The sequence below is a fragment of the Microbispora sp. NPDC046973 genome (genome assembly GCF_040644495.1).
In the GTDB taxonomy this organism is placed as follows: Bacteria; Actinomycetota; Actinomycetes; order Streptosporangiales; family Streptosporangiaceae; genus Microbispora.
The window spans coordinates 387,210-406,166 of the sequence record NZ_JBEYWQ010000001.1; the positions used below are offsets into that span (position 1 = coordinate 387,210).

Consider the following 18,957-nt stretch of genomic DNA (forward strand, 5'->3'; position numbering starts at 1 on the left):
GTGATGTCGCCGGCTCCGCGACACTTGATGCTCGACGAGCACCGACCCGGCGCCGCGCGGCCTCGGCTCGAAATCGGCCGCGCAGCCGGCGAAGACCGAACGCGGCAGGAGAAAACCGTGAGCCTCGAGGCACAGCGCGCCCACATCCTCACCGGGCGGATGTACAACGACCTGACCGACGAACTGGTCGCCGCCCGCCGGCGTGCCGTGCTGCTCACCAACGCCTACAACGACAGCTTCGGCGCTCCCCAGGCCCACCGCGAGGCCCTCCTGCGTGACCTGCTCGGCCACGTCGGCCCCGGCGCCCACTTCGAGCCCACCTTCCGGTGCGAGTTCGGCTACAACATCAGCGTCGGCGCCGACTTCTACGCCAACTTCGACGCGGTCATGCTCGACGGCGCACGAATCACGATCGGCGACAACGTCCTGCTCGGGCCGCGCGTGAGCATCTACACCTCCAACCACGCCATCGATCCTGACGAGCGCGCCGCCGGGGGCTGCTACGCCAAGCCCGTGACCATCGGCGACAGCGTGTGGATCGGGGGCGGGGTCACCATCAACCCGGGCGTGACCATCGGCGACGGCGCGATCGTCGGCTCCGGTGCCGTCGTGACCCGGGACGTCCCCGCACGCGTCATCGCCGCCGGCAACCCCGCCCGGATCCTGCGCGAGATCACCGAGCAGGACGCCACCGGCTGGCGCCCCGACGCCCTGTAGGCGCACCCGACCTCGCGTGAACGCGTCGAGCCGGCCGGCGGGGTGATCGCCGGCAGCCGCGTCCTGACCGGCTGCCGGCGCATCCGGCGTATCCGCCGGTCGGCGGGCTTGCCGATCAGTCGTCGAACTCGAAACCGCCCGCTTCGGCGTCCGCGACGAGCCGCCGCATGCGGTCGGCGTCCGCCGCGACGGCCGCCATCCGGGTGCCCAGCTCCTCCAGCGCGCCGCGGTCCTTTCCGTACGCGCAGAACATGCCGCCTTCGGGGTCGTACGAGAACCGGCCTTCCAGGGCGGGGGCCTCGGTGCTGACGAGCAGTTGCGCGACGCCTTCCCAGAAATATCCGTTCGGCGTGTGACCGAGCTCCTCGATCACGTCGTCGACCTGCGTGCTTCCCGCGTCCAGCAACAGTGAGTACTCTTCCGGGGCCGACTCGATCAGCCTCAATGGTTGCATCGGCGCATGTTGTCACTCTCGGTCCCGAGCCGCAAGGCAGCCGCCAGCGTCGGGAGGGTGGTGATCGAGTGGTTGCGCGTATCGGGGTCCACAGGTCATCATCGAGGCATGATCTCCAACCGAAAGGGCGGCGACGCCCACGCGCGTTGAGCGCGCTCACGCGGCGCTGTGCCGCCGCTGAACCTGTGGCCGACGTCCGGAGCGGCAAGAGCGCTCACGACCGGTGGCAGGAAGCCGTCAAGATCCGGCAGGAATGGCTCGACCACGGTCTGTCCACGCGGCCGGCCGACCGGCGGGCCGTCGAGAACAGCCTGACTGCGATCTACGCAAGGATCTCCCGCCCCAAGCCCCGGTTCGAATGGGTCGACTCACCGGACAAGGCGATCCCGCTTGTCGCCGGTCTGCCCACTCTCGACCAGCTCTACGGGTGGATCCGGGATCCTCATCCGCGGGGCACACCACCCCTGGCCAGTGACCTGGCCATGCTCGAGTCCCAGCTTCGCGGCGCACTCAGCGCCGGTGTCTCCCACACCGACCCTGAGCTGTCCCCGACGCGGAAGGGTAAACGGGGCGAGCCCTGGCCCGAACTGCCACCGCTGAGGGCACTCGACGCCGGCGTTCCCCTGGGTGTGGTGTTGCACCAAGGCATCCGCACCGCACTGCACCGGAGCCTCGCACACGGATTCCGCATGCCGATCCGTAGCACGCTCGCCGGCGGCGGGCCCGTACCGGCGTGCTGGTACGGGCAGCAGGACGCGGCGTGGGTCGCCTACTACGACGCCCTGCACCGGCTCGGACTGGCCTCCTACGGGCCGGACGAGCTCGAGCACCTCGGCCACTGGGCCACACTGGTTCGCTCCTGCGGCTGGTGGTGGCCCGGCGAGGACGTGTGCGTCGTGGTGGATCGACCCGAGCTGGTCCGCACCGAACCTGTCCCCGGCACCTGGCACGACGAGGTCCGGCTCCGTCGCGGTGGCGTCCGCTACCGCGACGGCTGGCACCCGCTGCTGGCATGACCCAGGGGCCGGCCGGGACGGGACAGGGTGTCTCGTCCCGGCCGGCCCGAGGACAGAGGACTGGTGATCTGAGCCTGACCGGACCCCAGTGCGGGGCCCGGTCGATCGATCAGAAATACCGGCCGCAGGGGACCTGGCCCCATTCGTAGGTCCAGCAGAGTTCCACCGTATAGGGGCGCCCGTCCTCGTAATGGACCTGGTACAGGCCCGCGTCTCCGAATTCGTCCTGGTACGACCACCACGGGGGCTGCGCGTGGGCGGGAGCGGAGGCGGTGGCGCTGATCAGGGCAGCGGCAACGGCGCCGACTATTACGGCTACGATCCGCGTGCCCGTCCTGGAAAATCGTGACATCGACGACTCCAATCTCGTTCCGTCGGAACCGAGGCACAGTCCACCGCCGCGGGCTTGGAACTGAGTTGAACTCCACTGCAGGGCCTTGTCTTCGATCCGCCCTCCTCGGCTCGGATCTGGACAATCCTGTGCGGAGCAGTGTGGACAAACCCTCGGTGTGGATTGTCCAGACCTCTTCGCCGTGGACAATCCGGCCCATAAGAAGATCCCAAGGTTCCCACCGAACGAAAGGGATCGACAGGTGAAGAGAACTATCAGCGTCGTCGCGCTGGCCGGGGCGGCTGTGACGTTCACCGCCACCGCGGTACCGGCCTCCGCCGCACCTTCCACCCTGGCGCCCGACAGCGCCCTCGCGAGCTGCTACAACACAGGCTGCAACGGCAGGGATCCGATCGCTGAGGGGTGCGCCGACGCCGTCACCACCTACGCGCTGTCCACTTCGCTCGGGCGACTGGAGCGCCGCTACAGCAGCACCTGCAACGCCTCCTGGGCGCGCATCACCGGCGCGAGCGTGGGCACCTGGTTCTATGTCCAAACGTGCTATGGCCCGTACGTCCAGAAATCGGGGCGGCATCTCGGCCTATAGCGCGTCTGACCTGTGATTTCAGTCCATAAAGGTACGCCGGTGCCCGGGATTGTCCGCAGCGCCCCCGGGCGGCAGGCGATCCTGTTCGTACCCTGCACCGACCGCGCCGCGATCGGAGAGCGGAACGTGTGGCCGAGGCGCGGTGGAGTCGCGTTGGCACTGGGCGTTGGCGCGACCAGGAAGTCTGCCTGAAATTTACAGCGGCGTCCGTGACGGACCAGCGGTTCGAGCAAGTCGTCTCCCTTTCTGTTGACGCACTCCCGCCTCCTCTCTAGCGTGAGGCCTCCATGGGATGATCAGCACTTATTTTGTTAGCGCTAACAATGTGCACACGTGAAAGTTCGACCCAGCAAGTTAGATCTAGTGATGGGACATTTCATGGCACTGAGCATGGCGTCTGATGGTTACTCATCGAGACCATCACGGAGCATCCGGTCGTTGCGCCAGTTGCTGATCGCCCTTGTGGTGACCGCGCTCACCGCAGTGGCAGCCCTCGTCCCCGCGCCGTCGGCCAATGCCGCCACCAGCCAATTCCGAGGCATGAACTGGGCCGTGCTGGGTGACAACTTCAGCACCGGCACGCTCGTCCTGCAGGGCCTGAGCCAGTCCGACAGCAACGCGACAGTGCGGGCCAAGGCCAACTCGCTCTACGACTACATGGAATACATCATGGGGGTCAACACCGTCCGGTTGCCCATCAACACCCACACTGTGGCCAACACGACCTGGTGGAACTCCTACCGCGGCGCCATCGACGCCGCCGCCGACCGTGGATTCAAGGTCATCCTGGCCTATTGGGAGGACGGCGCAGCCTCCGGCGGCAGGATCACGAACCTCGCCGCATGGAACTCGATGTGGTCCACCGTGACCAACACGTACGGCTCGAACAGCAACGTCTACTTCGAGCCGATGAACGAGCCGCACGGCTACTCATCGGCGGAATGGCGCAACGTAGCAGCGAACTGGCTCAGCACTCACACCTCGGCGGTGCCTGGCCGGGTACTCATCGGCGGTACCGGCTTCAGCCAGGACCTCCGGGACATCTGCAACGACAGCCGCTTCAACTCGACGCTGCTGTCCTTCCACTACTACGCCTTCTTCTACAGCGCGATGACCTACGACGCCTTCCGAAGCCACATTCAGACGCTTCTGGGCAACTGCGCCTCCCGCGCGATCGCGACGGAATTCGGCGCGCCGATGTCCACCGGCCTCAACTACGCCGACGCGAACAGCACCGACAACTTCGTGCGCTACCTCCGCGCCATGGCTCAGGTCATGCGTGACAACCAGATGGGCGGCACCTACTGGCCCGCCCTCGGCGGCAAGCCGGGCAACATCGGCTACGACTGGTACTCGATGTACGCCCTCGGCGGCAGCGGCACCAACCTCACCTTGACCATCCGCAACCAATCCGGCGCCGACCGGGTCCGCTACGGCTGGGGCGACACCGTCCGCGACTCCACCCCTTCGCCGCAGCCGGAAACGTTCTACAGGATCGATGCGCGCCACAGCGGCAAGGCCATGGACGTCCAGCAGGCGAGCACCAACAACGGTGCGCGCGTCGACCAGTACACCTACGGCGGCAACCCATGGCAGCAGTGGCAGTTCCAGGACGCCGGCAGCGGCTACTGGCGCATCGTCAGCCGCCACAGCGGGAAGTGTCTTGATGTGGTGGGCGCTTCGACCGCCGACGGCGCCGAGCTCATCCAGTACACCTGTGGCACCGGCACCAATCAGCAGTTCCAGATGGTCGCCAACGGTAGCTACTTCCAGCTCCGGGCACGACACAGCGGCAAATGCGTGGACGTACCGTCCGCATCGACCGCGGATGGCGTGATCCTCAAGCAGTATCCGTGCAACACCGGCGCCAACCAGCAGTGGTCGCGCACGGCCGTCTAACGGTCGTCTCGACGTAACCGCGTATCCGCGGTACATCCCTCCCCGGTGCCGATCTCGTGCTGTGCGCTCGGTGCCGGGGATCCGGATTGCGGCGTTGTGTGGTCGGCCGGAGGTGCGGTGTCGGTCCTGCCCACCGGTCCGTCTCACCGGCGCGCCGTCCCGGATCGGACGTGCGATTCTCACCACCGCGCGGCGGAGGCGGTCCACGAGATCGGGTGGACCGCTCGCCGGCCTTGTACTCGCAGGAGGCGATACGAGCCTTGATGATCTCGTACACCTGCCGCCACCTGGGAGCATAGTCACTCAGGAACGCAGAAGGCCGGTTCCGATCTTCGGAACCGGCCTCTCAGCTGGTACTACCTGGTCGGGGTGGCGGGAGTCGGGTCCATGCCGAGGGGCGTGGACGCGACTCCCAAGCATCGTGGCCGCAGCCGCGCGGGTTGCAGAGCAGCGTGCTGGGGGCCGGATGCTATACGGGTTCCAGACCCCAATCCCGCACGGACCCGCCATCAACGAAGCGCCACTCTGCGCGGCACTTGTCACAGTCAATGCGCACGTCGTGCTCCCGGAAACCCGGCACGTTGTCATGCTCTTCGGTGATCGTCCCGTCACCGCAGGGGCACCGGTACTCATAGCGCTCCACGGTCCCGGCACCCGCGCCCCATCCCTCGTGCTCGTGCGCGACTCCGCCGATCGGCTCAGTACGAATGGGTGCCGATGATGGCACCGTCCTCATCCACTCCGCGACGTGCTGGTGCTCGTCGACCTTGAGGGTGTCGGGGTGGCGGAGGAACCAGCCGGCGGCCTGGGGGACGGTGGGCAGTGAGTGGTGGCAGGGTGAGGTGGTCTGGGACCTCCATGGCTGCACGAGCTGGCGCGCCATGGTGGCTTTGCCGCGGTAGCCCATGGCCGTGATCTCTTGGTGGAGCTGCTCGGCGTTGGTGCAGCCCTGCTCCCAGCGCTGCCGCGGGTAGCCGGCGTACTCCTCGATCATCTTGGGGCGTTTACCGGTGCCATTGTGCACGAGCAACTCCTCCAGGCTCTCTTTCTTGGTATTCCGGCCGTACTCAAACGGCGGATGAGGATTCACCGCGTTACTGCAATAAGGCCTACAAGATCAGAGTCATACGGTCAGCCGGAATCGGACTATCGGGCAACGATATGCGCGCCTCGCATCGTGGAAATCACGTACAACGCCCCGTATTCTGCGGCGATGACCAGCTGAATCCATCTGAATTTGCTTGTGGGAAGTTTTTTCACGTACTGTCATGCAGGCCTTATCCCCCTTTGCTGTGAGATGAGTGAATGGCACCCGAAAATCACGAAAGACGCGAGCCGCATCGGCGGTCGCCTGCGTCCTGGGGCAGCGCTGCCGGAGCGGTACTGGCCCTGACCGCCGCTCTCCTGACGGGCGCCACGTCCACCACCCCCGCATCCGCCGAGACGATCACCTCTTCCCCTGACCGGCACTCGGCCCTGGAGGCGGCGAAAAGGCAGGGGTCACGGGTCGAGATCTGGTCGATGCGCACAGAACAGAGCACGACCTATGCCAATCCCGACGGTTCGCTCCACACGGAGGTCTTCTCCGGTCCCATCCGGGTCAAGGACAACGGCGTATGGGGCGACATCGACACCTCACTGGTCGATGACGGCGGAGCTCTTCGACCGCGGCGTATCAAAGCCGGCCTGCGGATATCCGCCGGCGGCGACCGCTCGCTGGCGGAACTCAGCCGCGGCAAGGGCCGCACCTTCGGTGTCAGGTGGACGAAGGCCCTGCCGGAGCCGGTCGTGACCGGCAACGTCGCCACATACCGGAACGTGGTGCCAGGCGGAGACCTGGTGGTCACTGCCCTACCGACCGGCATGGCCCACGATGTGGTGCTTCGAGAGCGCCCCACCGGCCCACTGCAGATCCGGATGCCGCTGGCTCTGTCGGGCCTCGAGTTCGGCAAGGACGAATCCGGCCGTCTCAAGCTCACGGACACCGACAGCGGGAAACTGGTCGCCGCTGCGCCTGAGCCGCAGATGTGGGACGCCGCTGCGCAGGAGTCTCCCGATGCCGGACGCCGCATGGCGGTGGACACGTCCGTGGAGCACGGTAAGGACGGCACCGTTCTGGTCCTTAAACCCGATCCCGCGTTCCTGTCCGACCCGAACGTGCGGTTCCCGGTCACCGTCGACCCATGGACGACTCTGGCGCTTCAAACCGACACGTTCGTATCGAGCGACTACCCGACGGCGCAGAACGCGGCGACCTGGCTGCACGCCGGCAAGTTCGGCTCGGGTGCCAAGACGGCCCGCACCTACCTCAAGTTCGGCACGACCAGGCTGGCCGGGTCGACGATCAACAACGCGGACCTGAGGCTCTGGAATTACAAGTCCAACGCCTGCGGCGTCACGGTCGCATCGGGCATCCAGGTCCGGCGGATCACCAGCGCATGGAGCCCGTCCACGCTTCAGCTCAGCGCCCAGCCGACGACCACCGGCACCAATGCCGTCACTTTGGGCCGCGCCGCGGGCGATCCTTCCTGCGCCGAAGCCGAGCTGTACTACTCGATCGAGGACATTGCGCAGGACTGGGCCAACGGCGCGGCCGATTACGGGCTCCAGTTGCGCGCGGCCAACGAGAGTGACGCCACCAACTGGCGGATGTACCGCTCCTCCGAGAATGGCGATCCGGCCAAGGGCCCGAAGCTGATCGTCGACTACACGCCGCCTACCCGGCCGGACGGCACCATTCCCGAAAGCGCCGTCGCGGGCGTGGCCACCATAGACGGACAGCCCGTGCCCGACGCCGACGTCACGGCGATCGCCTGGCCCAGGGACGAGATCCTCAGCGGTCTCGCCGACGGCGCCGAGGTGCCCACGCAGACGATCGGCGTGGCGAAGGCCGACTCACAGGGCCGTTTCATCATCGATGTGGACCCCGACTCGCTGCCCGCCGGCTATGTGGCCGACGACGGCACTGTCGATGTGCAACTCGCTGTCGCGGACGCTACCCGTGAGGTCCGGTGGAACTACAGCGCCACCAGGCCGAGTGGCACGGGCGGCGCAGCGACGTTGGCGGCCACGTCGGATGTGGTCGTCCCGCTGTGGTCGACCCCGTCGGCCGACGCCGTGGGCAACAGCGGCCCGGCTGCTCTCTCCGTTGACCTCGGGGGCAGCGCCCGAGTGACGGAGAACCGGGCCGACGCTCCCGCTGAGTGGATCGACCCCGGCCCCGAGGGGGAGGAGATCGACCCGGATGTCGACGTTCAGCCTGATCCCGATCCCTCGCTCGAGCCCGAGTGGCAGGATGACAGCCTCGGCGCCGAGGCGGGCACCCGCGCCGCCGCGGTCGCGGTCGAGCAGCGCTCGGACGTCTTCGACCAGGCCGCGCGCGAGTTCGGCGTGATGGCCGCCTCGTCCACGAGGGGCTGTGTCACCGAGGCGCGCGGCTGGCATTACGGCGTGCAGGAGCGGTTCATGGAGGCCCATGGCTGGAGCGGCGCCAAGGCGAAGGTCACCCAGTCGTATGGGGTGGACCACCAGCTCGGCATCGGCTTCAAGAACACCGGCGGGCAGTGGTCGGGCGGCGGATCGCGCAAGGTCGACCTCCTGGCCCACGCCGAGCGCGACGGTCTCATCAGCGTCTGGGTCTACAACAAGATCAACTACCGGGATTACACCCGGGTCTGCACGTTCCTGACGCGGGTGGAGGGTCCGACCGAACGGCGGCCCTACAGCGTGCACAGCCTGCTCACCAAGTTCACCAAGGCGAAGCCCGTGATCTTCCGGGACACCAACAAGTGCGACACCTATTCCGGTGGCACGTTGTCCAAGACCACGGGGAAGAACGCCACCGTGAACGGTGGCGTCGATCTCGGGGTGGTGCACGTGTCGGCGCAGTCGGGCTGGAACAGCTCCTCGTCCGTGAGCTGGACCATCCACAAGAAGACCCGGATCTGCGGCAATTCACCGTTGGGCTGGGCCCAATCCGCCTCGCGTATCGCCGAAGCGCACAAGTACTGACAACCGGCCGATCGGGGTAAGGAGTTCCGTCATGCGTGCCCTCACTCGTCTCATCCTGCCGGTCGCCATGGTCGCGGCCATGGTTTCCGGATGCGCGGGTGAGGGCCCGCGCCTGTATCTCAACAAGACACCCGAATCCGACGAGGACGTCACGATCGGCGTCGTGCTGCCCGACACCGTGGCCCATCGGCCGTACTCCCTGGGAGGCTGGGTGATGTGCCTCGACCGGCCCGGTTCGGTCACCATCGACAAGGTCGATCTGCTCGACCCGAGTGGCGGCATCGTCCTGCAGGCGTTCTCCTCCCGGCGGCAGAGCCGTACGCGTGACATGCTCGGCGAGGAGGAGCGGCCCTTGACCGAACTCGGCTTCCCGGCCCGCAGCCCCGCCGTCACCACGATCTGCGGGAAGGACCGGGACGACATCCTCCGCACGGAGCTTGGTCTGCAGTACGGGAAGACCGGCGACGCCACCGCGCGGGCCGCGGGCGTCCGCGTCTTCTACACCTCGGCGGGCCGGCAGCACACCGTCGACTTCGCCCTGGACGTGCGGCTGTGCGCTCCCGACGACATGGACACCAAGCAGTGCAGGGACATGTACAAGGAGCTCCGGAGCGAAAGCAAGGGCGACGAATAGCCGCCCTTCGCCGTCCGGTTCGACCAGGCGTCGCCTACCTCGCCCGGCAAAGCCAGTGAACGAAAGAGCCTCCGTAAAGGCTGCGGCACGGGCATGGCCGCCCACAGAGGTGGCCCGAAGTTGTTGAAGCTCATGGTCATGGTGAGGCATGCCGACAAGGCCTCCCCTTGCAGCCGGTCCGCCCCGAAGGCTTCCTCATGCCTGCTACCCACCACGTTTCACTGCATGGGCACCTCGCGGCGAGGCTTACGGGGGGCGCTCGGCGCTCCTGAACCCGGGCCGCTGCTCATTTCGCGGTTGAAGATCTTCTCGCGCCATCCCGGTGGCGGCGGCCCCGGCTGTGCCACTGCCGATACATCACGAGGCTCAACCTCTCCGCTCGGTCCACGGCGCCAGCAGCACGTTCTGGCCCTGCGGGAGCGGCAGAGTGAGCCCGTGAAGCTGGCACGTGTATCGCAGACCTGAGGTCGAGGTTCAACCGGGCGCGGGATCGGATGGTTTTTAGGGCTGCCTGGGGTTGCTAATGGCTACGTGATCGGGTTCAAACCACTAACGCCACGCTAACGAACGATCAAGGGCCTGATCGCTGTCTCCAGCGATCAGGCCCTTGACCTGCAACTACCTGGTCGGGGTGGCGGGATTTGAACCCACGGCCTCTTCGTCCCGAACGAAGCGCGCTGCCAAGCTGCGCTACACCCCGGTCGCTTGGACTTTTCGTCCTGCGCCTCGGCAAGTCTAGCGGACTTTGCGGCCGCTTGTGTCATCCGGCACGACGGGGCGGCGGGGGACGAGCGTCAGCAGGGTCGCCTCGGGCGGGCAGGCGAAGCGCGCGGGCGCGTACGGCGAGGTGCCGAGTCCGGCCGAGACGTGCAGCCAGGCGCTCTCGTGCCTGCTCAGCCCCTTGACGCGGGCGCGGTCGATGCCGCAGTTGGTCACCAGCGCGCCGTAGAACGGAATGCACAACTGTCCGCCGTGGGTGTGCCCGGCCAGCAGCAACTGATACCCATCCTGCGCGAAGCGGGACATGTTGCGCGGCTCGGGCGAGTGCATGACGCCGAGCCGCAGGTCGGCGTCCACAGGGGTCTGGCCCGCGATCTCGTCGTACCGGTCCCTGTCGATGTGGGAGTCGTGGATGCCGCCCACGTGGACGTCGAGGTCGGCCACCTTGAGGCGGGCCGTCGCGTTGTTCATGTCCAGCCAGCCGGCCTCCCGCATCGCCGCGCCCAGCTCGTCCCAGGGCAGGGTCGGCACGTGCTGCCGGGAGTCCCCCTTCGACGTACGCCACAGGTAGCGGGCGGGGTTCTTCGGCCGGGGGGCGTAGAGGTCGTTGGAGCCGTAGACGAACAGCCCCGGCCGGTCGAGCAACGGCTCCACGGCGTACATGTACGACTCGACCGCGTCGGGGTGCGCCAGCGTGTCGCCGGTGTTCACGACGAGGTCGGGGTCGAGAGCGGCGAGCGAACGCACCCACGTGATCAGCCGGCGACGCCGGGGCGTGAGGTGCAGGTCGGAGATCTGCAGGATCCGGACCGGGCGCTGGCCCGGAGCCAGGACGGGGACGTCGAACCGGCGCAACCGGAACCAGTTCCGCTCGATCACCGAGGCGTAGCCGACACCGGCAACGCCGAGGCCGAGGATGGACAGGGGAATCGCGGCTGCTTTCCTCACACAGCCATGATGCCCGACGTACGGCCCGCCTCCCGCATAACCTGGCGAAGACCGGAGCCCGGGCACGGCAAGATGGACGCATGAGTGCGTTGAAGGACAAGCTGAAGGCCGACCTCGCGGCCTCGATGAAGGCCCGTGACGAGGTACGGGTCCGGACCATCCGGATGGCTCTGGCCGCCGTCAACGTCGAGGAGGTCGCCGGCAAGGAGGCCCGCGAGCTCTCCGACGACGAGGTGATCAAGGTGCTGACCCGCGAGGCCAAGAAGCGCCGGGAGGCCTCCGAGGCGTTCGCGGGCGCAGGGCGGGCCGAGCAGGCCCAGGCGGAGCTGGACGAGCAGGCGGTCCTGGAGGAGTACCTTCCCGCCCAGTTGAGCGACGACGAGCTGAACGCGCTCGTCGACGAGGCGATCGCCGAGAGCGGCGCGCAGGGCCCCAAGGCCATGGGCCAGGTCATGAAGATCCTGAACCCGAAGGTCGCGGGCCGCGCCGAGGGCGGCCGGGTCGCCCAGGCCGTACGCGCCCGCCTGTCGGCCTGACCGCCGCGGCCGGCCGGCCCTGGACCGGGCGGGCGTCCTGCGAAGGCCGGGATCTCCGCCCGACGCCGTGTTGTGCGCGTCCGGGCGAGGCCGGAAACGCCGATGGGCCGCTCCTCGGCGAGAGGAGCGGCCCATCGGGAGAAGGATCGATCACCCGAACGGGTCGAAGGGCGAGTCGCCGCCACCGGGACCGCCACCGCGGCCACCACCGTGGCCGCCGCCACGGCCGTTGCCGGGACCGTCGCCGCCGGGACCGTCCCCGCCACCGTCGCCCCGGTCGGACTTCGGCTTCGGCGGGGGAGCGCACTGGTGGGCGCAGCCGCCGAACCTCGACATGTCCGGCTTGACGAACGACGTGGGGTCGATGCCCTTGAGCGCCGACAGGAAGGTCGACTTCCAGATCGGACCGGGGATGCTGGCGCCGAAGACCGAGCCGTACGACCGGCCGCCGATGACGCGGTTGCTCAGCGGGTAGCGGACCGGGCCGCGCGGGTCGCCGAGGCTGACCGCGCCCGCCAGGTCGGGGGTGAAGCCGGCGAACCAGACGGTGCGGGAGACGTCACCCGTACCGGTCTTACCGGCCGCGTCTCTGCCGATGCCGCCGACGCCGGACATCGTGCCCTTGGTGAACACGCCCGACAGGATGCTGGTGGCCGCGTCGGCGACCTCGGCCTCGACGGCCTGCTTGCACTTGGGCTTGAACGAGGTCACCTTGTTGAAGCGGTCGGTGATCTCGGTGATGGCCATCGGCGTGCAGTACTTGCCGCGGGCACCCAGCGTCGCGTACGCCGCGGCGACGGTGACCGGGTCCATCTCGTTGAAGCCGAGCGTGAACGGCTCGAACTCCTGGAGCTTGCCGCCGTCGGCGCGCTTGATGCCGAAGTCCTTGGCGGTCTTCACGACGTCGCAGAGGCCGACCTTCTGCTCCAGCGTGAGGAAGAAGGTGTTCACCGAGCCCCACGTGCCGGTCTGCAGGGTCAGGAACCCGCCGTGGCCCTCCGCGTTGTGCAGCGGAGTGTTGGTGTCGCCCACGGAGTTGCCCTTGCAGTCCTTGAACGCGGAGTAGCTGGGCGCGGTGTAGGTGCTGCCGACGTTGAAGCCGTCGTTGAACTTGTAGCCTTCCTTGAGCGCCGTCACCAGCGTGAACATCTTGAAGGTCGATCCGGCCTGGAAGCCCGTGCCGCCGCCGTGCAGGGCGTCCGCGACGACGTTGATCGACATCTCGTTCTTCTTCCTGCTGGTGCCGAACTTCCGGCTGGAGGCCATCGCCTTGATGGCTCCCGTGCCGGGCTCGACGAGCGCCTCGGAGGCGACCGGCTTGTCGCTCGGGAAGACGTACTTCTTGATCGCCTTCTCGGCGGCCTTCTGCATCTTCCGGCTCAGCGTGGTCCTGATCGTCAGGCCGCCGCGGGCCAGGAAGTCCTGCCGGGCCTTCTTGGTCTTGCCGAACTGCTCGTCGTTGAGGATCTCGTTGCGCACGTACAGGCAGAAGTACGGGTAGTCGCTCTCCTCGCAGCCGCCGGGGATCTCCTTGTCCTTCCACCCCAGCTTCTTCTTCTTGGCCGCGTCGCGCTCGGCCTCGGTGATGATGTGCAGCTCGGCCATGCGGTCGAGCACGACGTTGCGCCGGGCCAGCAGCCGGTCGCGGAACTCCTTGCCCCGGTTGGGGTCGGTGGCGTTCGGGTCCTGGACGGCTCCCGCCAGCGTCGCGGCCTCGCTCAGGCTCAGCTCCGAGGCGTGCTTACCGAAGAACCGCTTGGACGCGGCCTCGATGCCGTACGCGCTGGCGCCGAAGTAGGCGATGTTGAGATAGCGGTTGAGGATCTCGTCCTTGCTGTACTTCTGCTCGATCCCCATCGCGTAGCGGATCTCGTTGAGCTTGCGCCCGACGGTCGGCGCGACGGCGGCGGCCTTCTGCTCGTCGGTCTCCGCCTTGTTGTACAGGACCTGCTTCACGTACTGCTGGGTGATGGACGAGCCGCCCTGCGTCACCCCGCCCGTGGTGATGTTCCTGACCAGGGCGCGGGTCGTGCCCTCGACGTCGAGCGGGCCGTGCTCGTAGAAGCGGAAGTCCTCGATCGCCACGATCGCCTTGCGCATGATCGGCGCGATACGGTCCATCGGGACCGATTCCCGGTTCTCGAAGTAGAACTGGGCGAACTGCTTGCCGTCCGCGTCGAGCAGGACCGTCTTCTCGGGCAGCGGTGGTTCGTTGAGGTCGGCCGGCTTGAGGCTCAGGGTCTCGATGCTCGACTTGACCGTCACGCCTGCCCCGCCCACGGCGGGTAGTGCAATCGCCGCCGCCAGCACTCCCGCCACGCCCGCGGCGCCGACGAGGCGCAGGGCGGCACCTGTCCGGGATGCCAGAGATTTGCCGTGAGCTTGCACGGATCCAAGGGTACGTCCGTTTGGTGACTCTCCCGGCATCGACTCCACAGGTCCGCATTACCCCCCGGCGGGGGGGACTAGTCATTCCCGGCCACATGGCCTGACATGACCATGCACGAATTTGGTCCCCCCGGGGTATGTCGGTTCGATCGTTTCGTTGCGTACTTTCTCCTCTGCGGCTACTGCAACCAGGAGGCCCGACGCCCGCGCCCGTCGGCCGAAACGACGACTGACCACCTAAGGGGAGTGGGGTCGAACATGTGGATCACGGATTGGACCTCCCGTGCCGCCTGCCGAGGTGCGGATCCTGACGCGCTCTTCGTGCAAGGCGCCGCCCAGAATCGGGCCAAGCTCATCTGCCGTGGATGCCCCGTCCGTACCGAATGCCTCGCCGATGCGCTCGACAACCGCATCGAGTTCGGGGTGTGGGGCGGGATGACGGAGAGGGAACGGCGCGCGCTGCTCAGGCGCAGGCCGGACGTGGAGTCCTGGCGGGACCTGCTGGAGTCCGCCAAGGAAGAGTACGAGCGAACCAACGAGTTGATCGCCGGCTGAGTCCGGGGCGGCGTCCCGCGGCGAAGCGGGACGCCGGATGTCACGCCTTCAGGACGCGAGGAGTTGCCCGATCTGGCGCAGTCCCGCCAGATCGTGCACGTCCTCGGGCATCGCGGGCACCTGTGCGATGGGCACCGTCGGATGGGCCGAGGTGAAGTGCTCCTGCTGGCGCTGCTCCCGTGAGGCGAGCTGCATCCGGCCGGCGTGCAACCGCAGCACGGCCGCGGTGAGCTCGTGCTCGCCCCTGGCGTCCAGGTCCTCGGCGGCAGCGGAGCTGCGCGCCGCCGACAGCGACGACGCCAGCGGCCGGTGCACGCGGTTGACGACGAGCCCGGCCAGCGGCATGCGCTCGTCGGCCAGCCGCTCCACGAAGTAGGACGCCTCGCGCATCGCGTCGCGCTCGGGCGCGGCGACGACGACGAACGCCGTGCCGGGTGCCTGGAGCAGCCGGTACGTCTGCTCGGCGCGCTGGCGGAAGCCGCCGAACACCGCGTCGAGCGCGGTGACGAACATCTGGATGTCCCGCAGCACCTGGGCCCCGATCACCTTGGTCAGGATGCCCGCGACCATTCCGAAGCCGGCGTTGAGCAGCTTGAACGCGCTGCGCCCGCCGGCCTTGGCCGGTGCCGTGAGGATGCGGATCAGCCTGCCGTCGAGGAACCGGCCGAGGCGCTCGGGGGCGTCGAGGAAGTCGAGCGCCGACCGCGACGGCGGGGTGTCCACCACGATCAGGTCCCACTCGTTCGAGCGGCGCAACTGGCCCAGCTTCTCCATGGCCATGTACTCCTGCGTGCCGGAGAAGCTGGACGACAACGACTGGTAGAAGGGGTTCGTCAGGATCTGCTGGGCGCGCTCGGGATCGGCGTGGGCCTCGATGATCTCGTCGAAGGTCCGCTTCATGTCGAGCATCATCGCGTGCAGCTCGCCGCCGGCCTCTCCGGCGCCGTCCACACCGTGTACGCGCCTGGGGGTGTTGTCGAGCTCGGTCAGGCCCATGGCCTGGGCCAGCCGCCTGGCGGGGTCCACGGTCAAGACGACCACCGAGCGGCCCCGCTCGGCGGCGCGCAGCCCGAGGGCCGCGGCCGTCGTGGTCTTGCCGACACCGCCAGAACCGCAGCACACGATGATCCGGGTGCCCGGGTCATCCAAGATCGCATCGATGTCCAGCGCGGGCGCCGTCCTCGTCACAGCTCAGCCTCTCACTCGATCGGAAGGTCACTACGCGGCGCCCTGTGCCCGCAGCGCGTCGGCCAGCTCGTAGAGCCCGGCCAGGTCGGCGCCGTCCGGCAGCAGCGGCAGGTCGTACCGCGGCACGCCGGCCTCCTCCAGCGTGACGCGCTCGCGCTTTTCCAGCTCGGTCCGCAGGGCGTGCTCGGTCACCTCCCGGGCGAGCGCCTCGGCCACCGCGGAGGCGTCGGCCGTGGCGTCCGTCAGCCCGGCCGCCTTGAGGCCGAGCGCGAGCTCGGCGGAGTCGAACCGGCCCCGGGAGGCCGCCTCGAGCACGCCCTCGGGCAGCCCGGCGGGGCGCACCATGTTGACGAACACGCCGCCCACCGGCAGGCCGGTCGTGCGCAGCTCCTCGATGCCGTCCAGCGTCTCCTGGACGGGCATCTCCTCCAGGAGCGTCACGAAGTGGACCGCCGTCTCGGGGGAGGCGAGGACGCCGCGCACCAGGTCGGCGTGGTTCTTGATGGGCCCGACCCGGGCCAGCCCGGCGACCTCCTGCGTCACGTTCAGGAAGCGGGCGATCCGGCCGGTCGGGGGCGCGTCCATGACGATCGCGTCGTACACCCTCCGGCCCAGCTTGTCGCGGCGCCGTACGGCCTCGCTGGTCTTGCCGGTGACCAGGACGTCCCGCAGGCCGGGGGCGATGGTCGTGGCGAAGTCGACCACGCCCATGCGGGTCAGCGCCTTGCCCACGCGCTTGATGCCGTAGAACATCTCGAGATATTCGAGCATGGCCTCTTCGGGGTCGACGGCCAGCGCGTACACGTCCCCGCCGCCGGGCGCCACGGCGATCTTGCGCTCCTCGTACGGCAGCGGCGGCAGGTCGAACGCCTGCGCGATGCCCTGCCGTCCCTCGACCTCGACGAGCAGCACCTTGCGCCCGCCCGCCGCCAGGGCCAGCGCGAGCGCGGCGGCGACCGTCGTCTTCCCGGTGCCGCCCTTGCCGCTCACTATGTGCAGGCGCACGCCGTCCCAGTCGGTGTCACGGGCCTCCCCGTTGCTCCCGCCGCGACTGCTGGTCGGCTGACTCACCGTGCCTCCTCCGGACGGCCGGCGAGATCGCGTGCGCGGGTCGTCGCGCGGTGGTTCCCGTCGGCGTGCCTGCTCCACTCGCCCACGTGAGGAAGGCTACCCAAGGGTCACCTGCCGATTCGCGGGGGTCGTCCCGAGCTGGAACCCGAGGTACGGCTTGCGCGTCGATTGGGTAAGAGTTCGCCAATGGGCGCTTGCCCAATCCGGTCGACGAAGGAGGTGCCGGCCGTGGAGTCGGTGCTGTTGACGCTGGTCGTGCTCCTGGGCTTCGCCCTGGTCGTCGCCGTCGCCCGGGGCGTGCGGATCGTCCAGCAGTACGAGACCGGGATCGTGTTCCGGCTCGGCCGCATCCAGCAGGAGGTGCGGGGGCCCGGTCTGCACCTGATCGTCCCGATCGTCGACCGCATGCAAAAAGTGAACATGCAGATCGTCACCATGGGCGTGCCCGCGCAGGAGGGCATCACCAGGGACAACGTCTCCGTCCGCGTCGACGCGGTGGTCTACTTCCGGGTGATCGACCCGATCAAGGCGGTCGTGAACGTCCAGAACTACCTCTTCGCGGTCTCCCAGGTGGCGCAGACGTCGCTGCGTTCGGTGATCGGCCAGTCGGAGCTGGACCAGTTGCTGTCCGACAGGGACGCGTTGAACGCCCAGCTCAAGGCCGTCATCGACGAGCCGACCGAGGGGCCGTGGGGCATCCGGATCGAGCGGGTCGAGATCAAGGACGTGGCGCTGCCCGAGGGCATGAAGAGGTCGATGTCCCGGCAGGCGGAGGCCGAGCGGGAGCGGCGCGCCCGGATCATCACGGCCGACGGCGAGTTTCAGGCGTCCAAGCGGCTGGCCGCCGCCGCGCGGCAGATGTCCTCCGACCCGGCGGCCCTGCAGCTGCGCATGCTGCAGACCGTGGTGGAGGTCGCGGCCGAGAAGAACAGCACGCTGGTCATGCCGCTGCCGGTCGAGCTGCTGCGCTTCTTCGACAAGATGGCTCCCGCCGCCGAGACGCCCGCCGCCGAGCCGAAGGCCGAGGCCGAGGAGCCCGAGCCGGTGGAGGAGGCGCTGGAGGAGCTGCCCGCCATCGGCGCCCCGGCCGACCTGCCCGGCACGCCGTTCGACGCGCCCGCCGACCTGCACGGCAGGCCGATCGACGCGCCGGCCCGCGCGCCCCGGGCCGAACCGCGTTCCTGAGCGTCCCCGGCGTGCCGTGCCTCGATAGCCTTTGCCCATGACCAAGTGGGAATACGTCACCGTGCCGTTGCTCACGCACGCCACGAAGCAGATTCTGGACAACTGGGGCGAAGACGGGTGGGAGCTCGTCTCGGTCATCCCGGGGCCCAACCCCGAGCAGCTGGTCGCCTACATGAAGCGGCCGAAGTGATGGCGACCCCGGAGGAGCGGCTCGCCGAGCTCGGGCTCACGCTGCCCGAGGTCGTGCCCCCGCTGGCCGCGTACGTGCCCGCCGTACGGACGGGCGACCTCGTCTACACCTCCGGCCAGCTCCCGCTCGTGAAGGGCGAGCTGGCCGTCTCCGGCAAGGTCGGCGCGGAGGTGTCGGCCGAGGAGGCCAAGGAACAGGCGCGCATCTGCGCGGTCAACGCGCTGGCGGCCGTCAAGGCGCTGGTGGGCGACCTGTCGCAGGTCGTGCGGATCGTGAAGGTGGTCGGGTTCGTCGCGAGCGCTCCCGGCTTCACCGGGCAGCCGCAGGTCGTGAACGGCGCCAGCGAACTGCTCGGCGAGGTGTTCGGCGAGGCGGGCAAGCACGCGAGGAGCGCGGTCGGCGTGGCGGTCCTCCCGCTCGACGCCCCGGTCGAGGTGGAGGTCATCGCGGAGGTCCGCTGACGGTCCGGCGGGCCGGAACCGGGGTTTGCGGTTCCGCGAACGCGTG

17 protein-coding genes and 1 tRNA gene are annotated in these 18,957 nt (G+C 68.5%); 11 read left to right on the forward strand and 7 right to left on the reverse strand.

What is annotated here, in order from left to right:
• Positions 1–117: 117 nt before the first annotated feature.
• The gene (locus tag ABZ860_RS01875) at positions 118–717 is read left to right on the forward strand and encodes a sugar O-acetyltransferase (RefSeq protein WP_357213666.1); all 600 of its coding nucleotides are present in this window, start codon (positions 118–120) and stop codon (positions 715–717) included.
• 115 nt (positions 718–832) lie between these two features.
• On the opposite strand, the gene ABZ860_RS01880 is transcribed toward ABZ860_RS01875, so the two are convergent.
• On the reverse strand, positions 833–1,171 hold the full coding sequence (locus tag ABZ860_RS01880) for an Imm51 family immunity protein (protein ID WP_357213669.1): 339 nt from the start codon (positions 1,169–1,171) through the stop codon (positions 833–835).
• 185 nt (positions 1,172–1,356) lie between these two features.
• On the opposite strand from ABZ860_RS01880, the gene ABZ860_RS01885 reads away from it, so the two are divergent.
• The 3 genes from ABZ860_RS01885 to ABZ860_RS01895 all read left to right on the forward strand — a co-directional run bounded on the left by ABZ860_RS01885 (position 1,357) and on the right by ABZ860_RS01895 (position 5,024).
• Positions 1,357–2,187, forward strand: a complete 831-nt coding sequence (locus ABZ860_RS01885; RefSeq protein WP_357213672.1) for a DUF6745 domain-containing protein — start codon at positions 1,357–1,359, stop codon at positions 2,185–2,187.
• Between the two features lie 593 nt (positions 2,188–2,780).
• Positions 2,781–3,125, forward strand: coding sequence for a DUF2690 domain-containing protein (locus tag ABZ860_RS01890; RefSeq protein WP_357213674.1), 345 nt, complete (start codon positions 2,781–2,783; stop codon positions 3,123–3,125).
• 438 nt (positions 3,126–3,563) lie between these two features.
• The gene (locus tag ABZ860_RS01895; protein ID WP_357213677.1) at positions 3,564–5,024 is read left to right on the forward strand and encodes an RICIN domain-containing protein; all 1,461 of its coding nucleotides are present in this window, start codon (positions 3,564–3,566) and stop codon (positions 5,022–5,024) included.
• Between the two features lie 469 nt (positions 5,025–5,493).
• On the opposite strand, the gene ABZ860_RS01900 is transcribed toward ABZ860_RS01895, so the two are convergent.
• The gene (locus tag ABZ860_RS01900) at positions 5,494–6,114 is read right to left on the reverse strand and encodes a hypothetical protein (RefSeq protein WP_357213680.1); all 621 of its coding nucleotides are present in this window, start codon (positions 6,112–6,114) and stop codon (positions 5,494–5,496) included.
• Positions 6,115–6,329: 215 nt separating this feature from the next.
• Here ABZ860_RS01900 and ABZ860_RS01905 point away from each other — a divergent pair, with 215 nt between their 5' ends.
• A complete protein-coding gene (locus ABZ860_RS01905) occupies positions 6,330–9,035 on the forward strand; it encodes a DNRLRE domain-containing protein (RefSeq protein WP_357213682.1) in 2,706 nt (901 codons plus the stop codon).
• 31 nt (positions 9,036–9,066) lie between these two features.
• On the forward strand, positions 9,067–9,669 hold the full coding sequence (locus ABZ860_RS01910) for a hypothetical protein (protein WP_357213684.1): 603 nt from the start codon (positions 9,067–9,069) through the stop codon (positions 9,667–9,669).
• A gap of 623 nt (positions 9,670–10,292) precedes the next feature.
• Here ABZ860_RS01910 and ABZ860_RS01915 read toward each other — a convergent pair.
• A tRNA-Pro gene (locus ABZ860_RS01915) sits at positions 10,293–10,369 on the reverse strand.
• Positions 10,370–10,404: 35 nt separating this feature from the next.
• Complete coding sequence (locus ABZ860_RS01920) at positions 10,405–11,337, reverse strand: metallophosphoesterase (RefSeq protein ID WP_357213686.1); 933 nt, start codon at positions 11,335–11,337, stop codon at positions 10,405–10,407.
• A gap of 80 nt (positions 11,338–11,417) precedes the next feature.
• Here ABZ860_RS01920 and ABZ860_RS01925 point away from each other — a divergent pair, with 80 nt between their 5' ends.
• Positions 11,418–11,873, forward strand: a complete 456-nt coding sequence (locus ABZ860_RS01925; RefSeq protein ID WP_193202142.1) for a GatB/YqeY domain-containing protein — start codon at positions 11,418–11,420, stop codon at positions 11,871–11,873.
• Positions 11,874–12,023: 150 nt separating this feature from the next.
• Here the strand turns inward: ABZ860_RS01925 and ABZ860_RS01930 are convergent, their stop codons facing one another.
• Positions 12,024–14,261, reverse strand: a complete 2,238-nt coding sequence (locus tag ABZ860_RS01930; RefSeq protein ID WP_357213688.1) for a transglycosylase domain-containing protein — start codon at positions 14,259–14,261, stop codon at positions 12,024–12,026.
• A gap of 258 nt (positions 14,262–14,519) precedes the next feature.
• On the opposite strand from ABZ860_RS01930, the gene ABZ860_RS01935 reads away from it, so the two are divergent.
• A complete protein-coding gene (locus ABZ860_RS01935) occupies positions 14,520–14,816 on the forward strand; it encodes a WhiB family transcriptional regulator (RefSeq protein ID WP_030506755.1) in 297 nt (98 codons plus the stop codon).
• Between the two features lie 48 nt (positions 14,817–14,864).
• On the opposite strand, the gene ABZ860_RS01940 is transcribed toward ABZ860_RS01935, so the two are convergent.
• Positions 14,865–16,004, reverse strand: coding sequence for an ArsA family ATPase (locus ABZ860_RS01940; RefSeq protein WP_357213691.1), 1,140 nt, complete (start codon positions 16,002–16,004; stop codon positions 14,865–14,867).
• Between the two features lie 30 nt (positions 16,005–16,034).
• On the reverse strand, positions 16,035–17,075 hold the full coding sequence (locus tag ABZ860_RS01945) for an ArsA-related P-loop ATPase (RefSeq protein ID WP_357213694.1): 1,041 nt from the start codon (positions 17,073–17,075) through the stop codon (positions 16,035–16,037).
• A gap of 228 nt (positions 17,076–17,303) precedes the next feature.
• On the opposite strand from ABZ860_RS01945, the gene ABZ860_RS01950 reads away from it, so the two are divergent.
• From ABZ860_RS01950 to ABZ860_RS01960, 3 genes are read left to right on the forward strand one after another with little or no spacing between them, the layout of a single operon-like run.
• Positions 17,304–18,260 (forward strand): slipin family protein, encoded by a 957-nt coding sequence (locus tag ABZ860_RS01950; protein ID WP_357213697.1) that lies wholly within the window; start codon positions 17,304–17,306, stop codon positions 18,258–18,260.
• A gap of 37 nt (positions 18,261–18,297) precedes the next feature.
• Entirely contained in the window at positions 18,298–18,450 is a 153-nt protein-coding gene (locus ABZ860_RS01955; protein ID WP_076440089.1) for a DUF4177 domain-containing protein, read from the forward strand.
• Positions 18,450–18,911: a RidA family protein gene (locus ABZ860_RS01960; protein ID WP_357213698.1), complete on the forward strand. Its 462-nt coding sequence runs from the start codon at positions 18,450–18,452 to the stop codon at positions 18,909–18,911. Before ABZ860_RS01955 ends, ABZ860_RS01960 begins: the two co-directional genes overlap by 1 nt.
• The last annotated feature ends 46 nt before the right edge of the window (positions 18,912–18,957 follow it).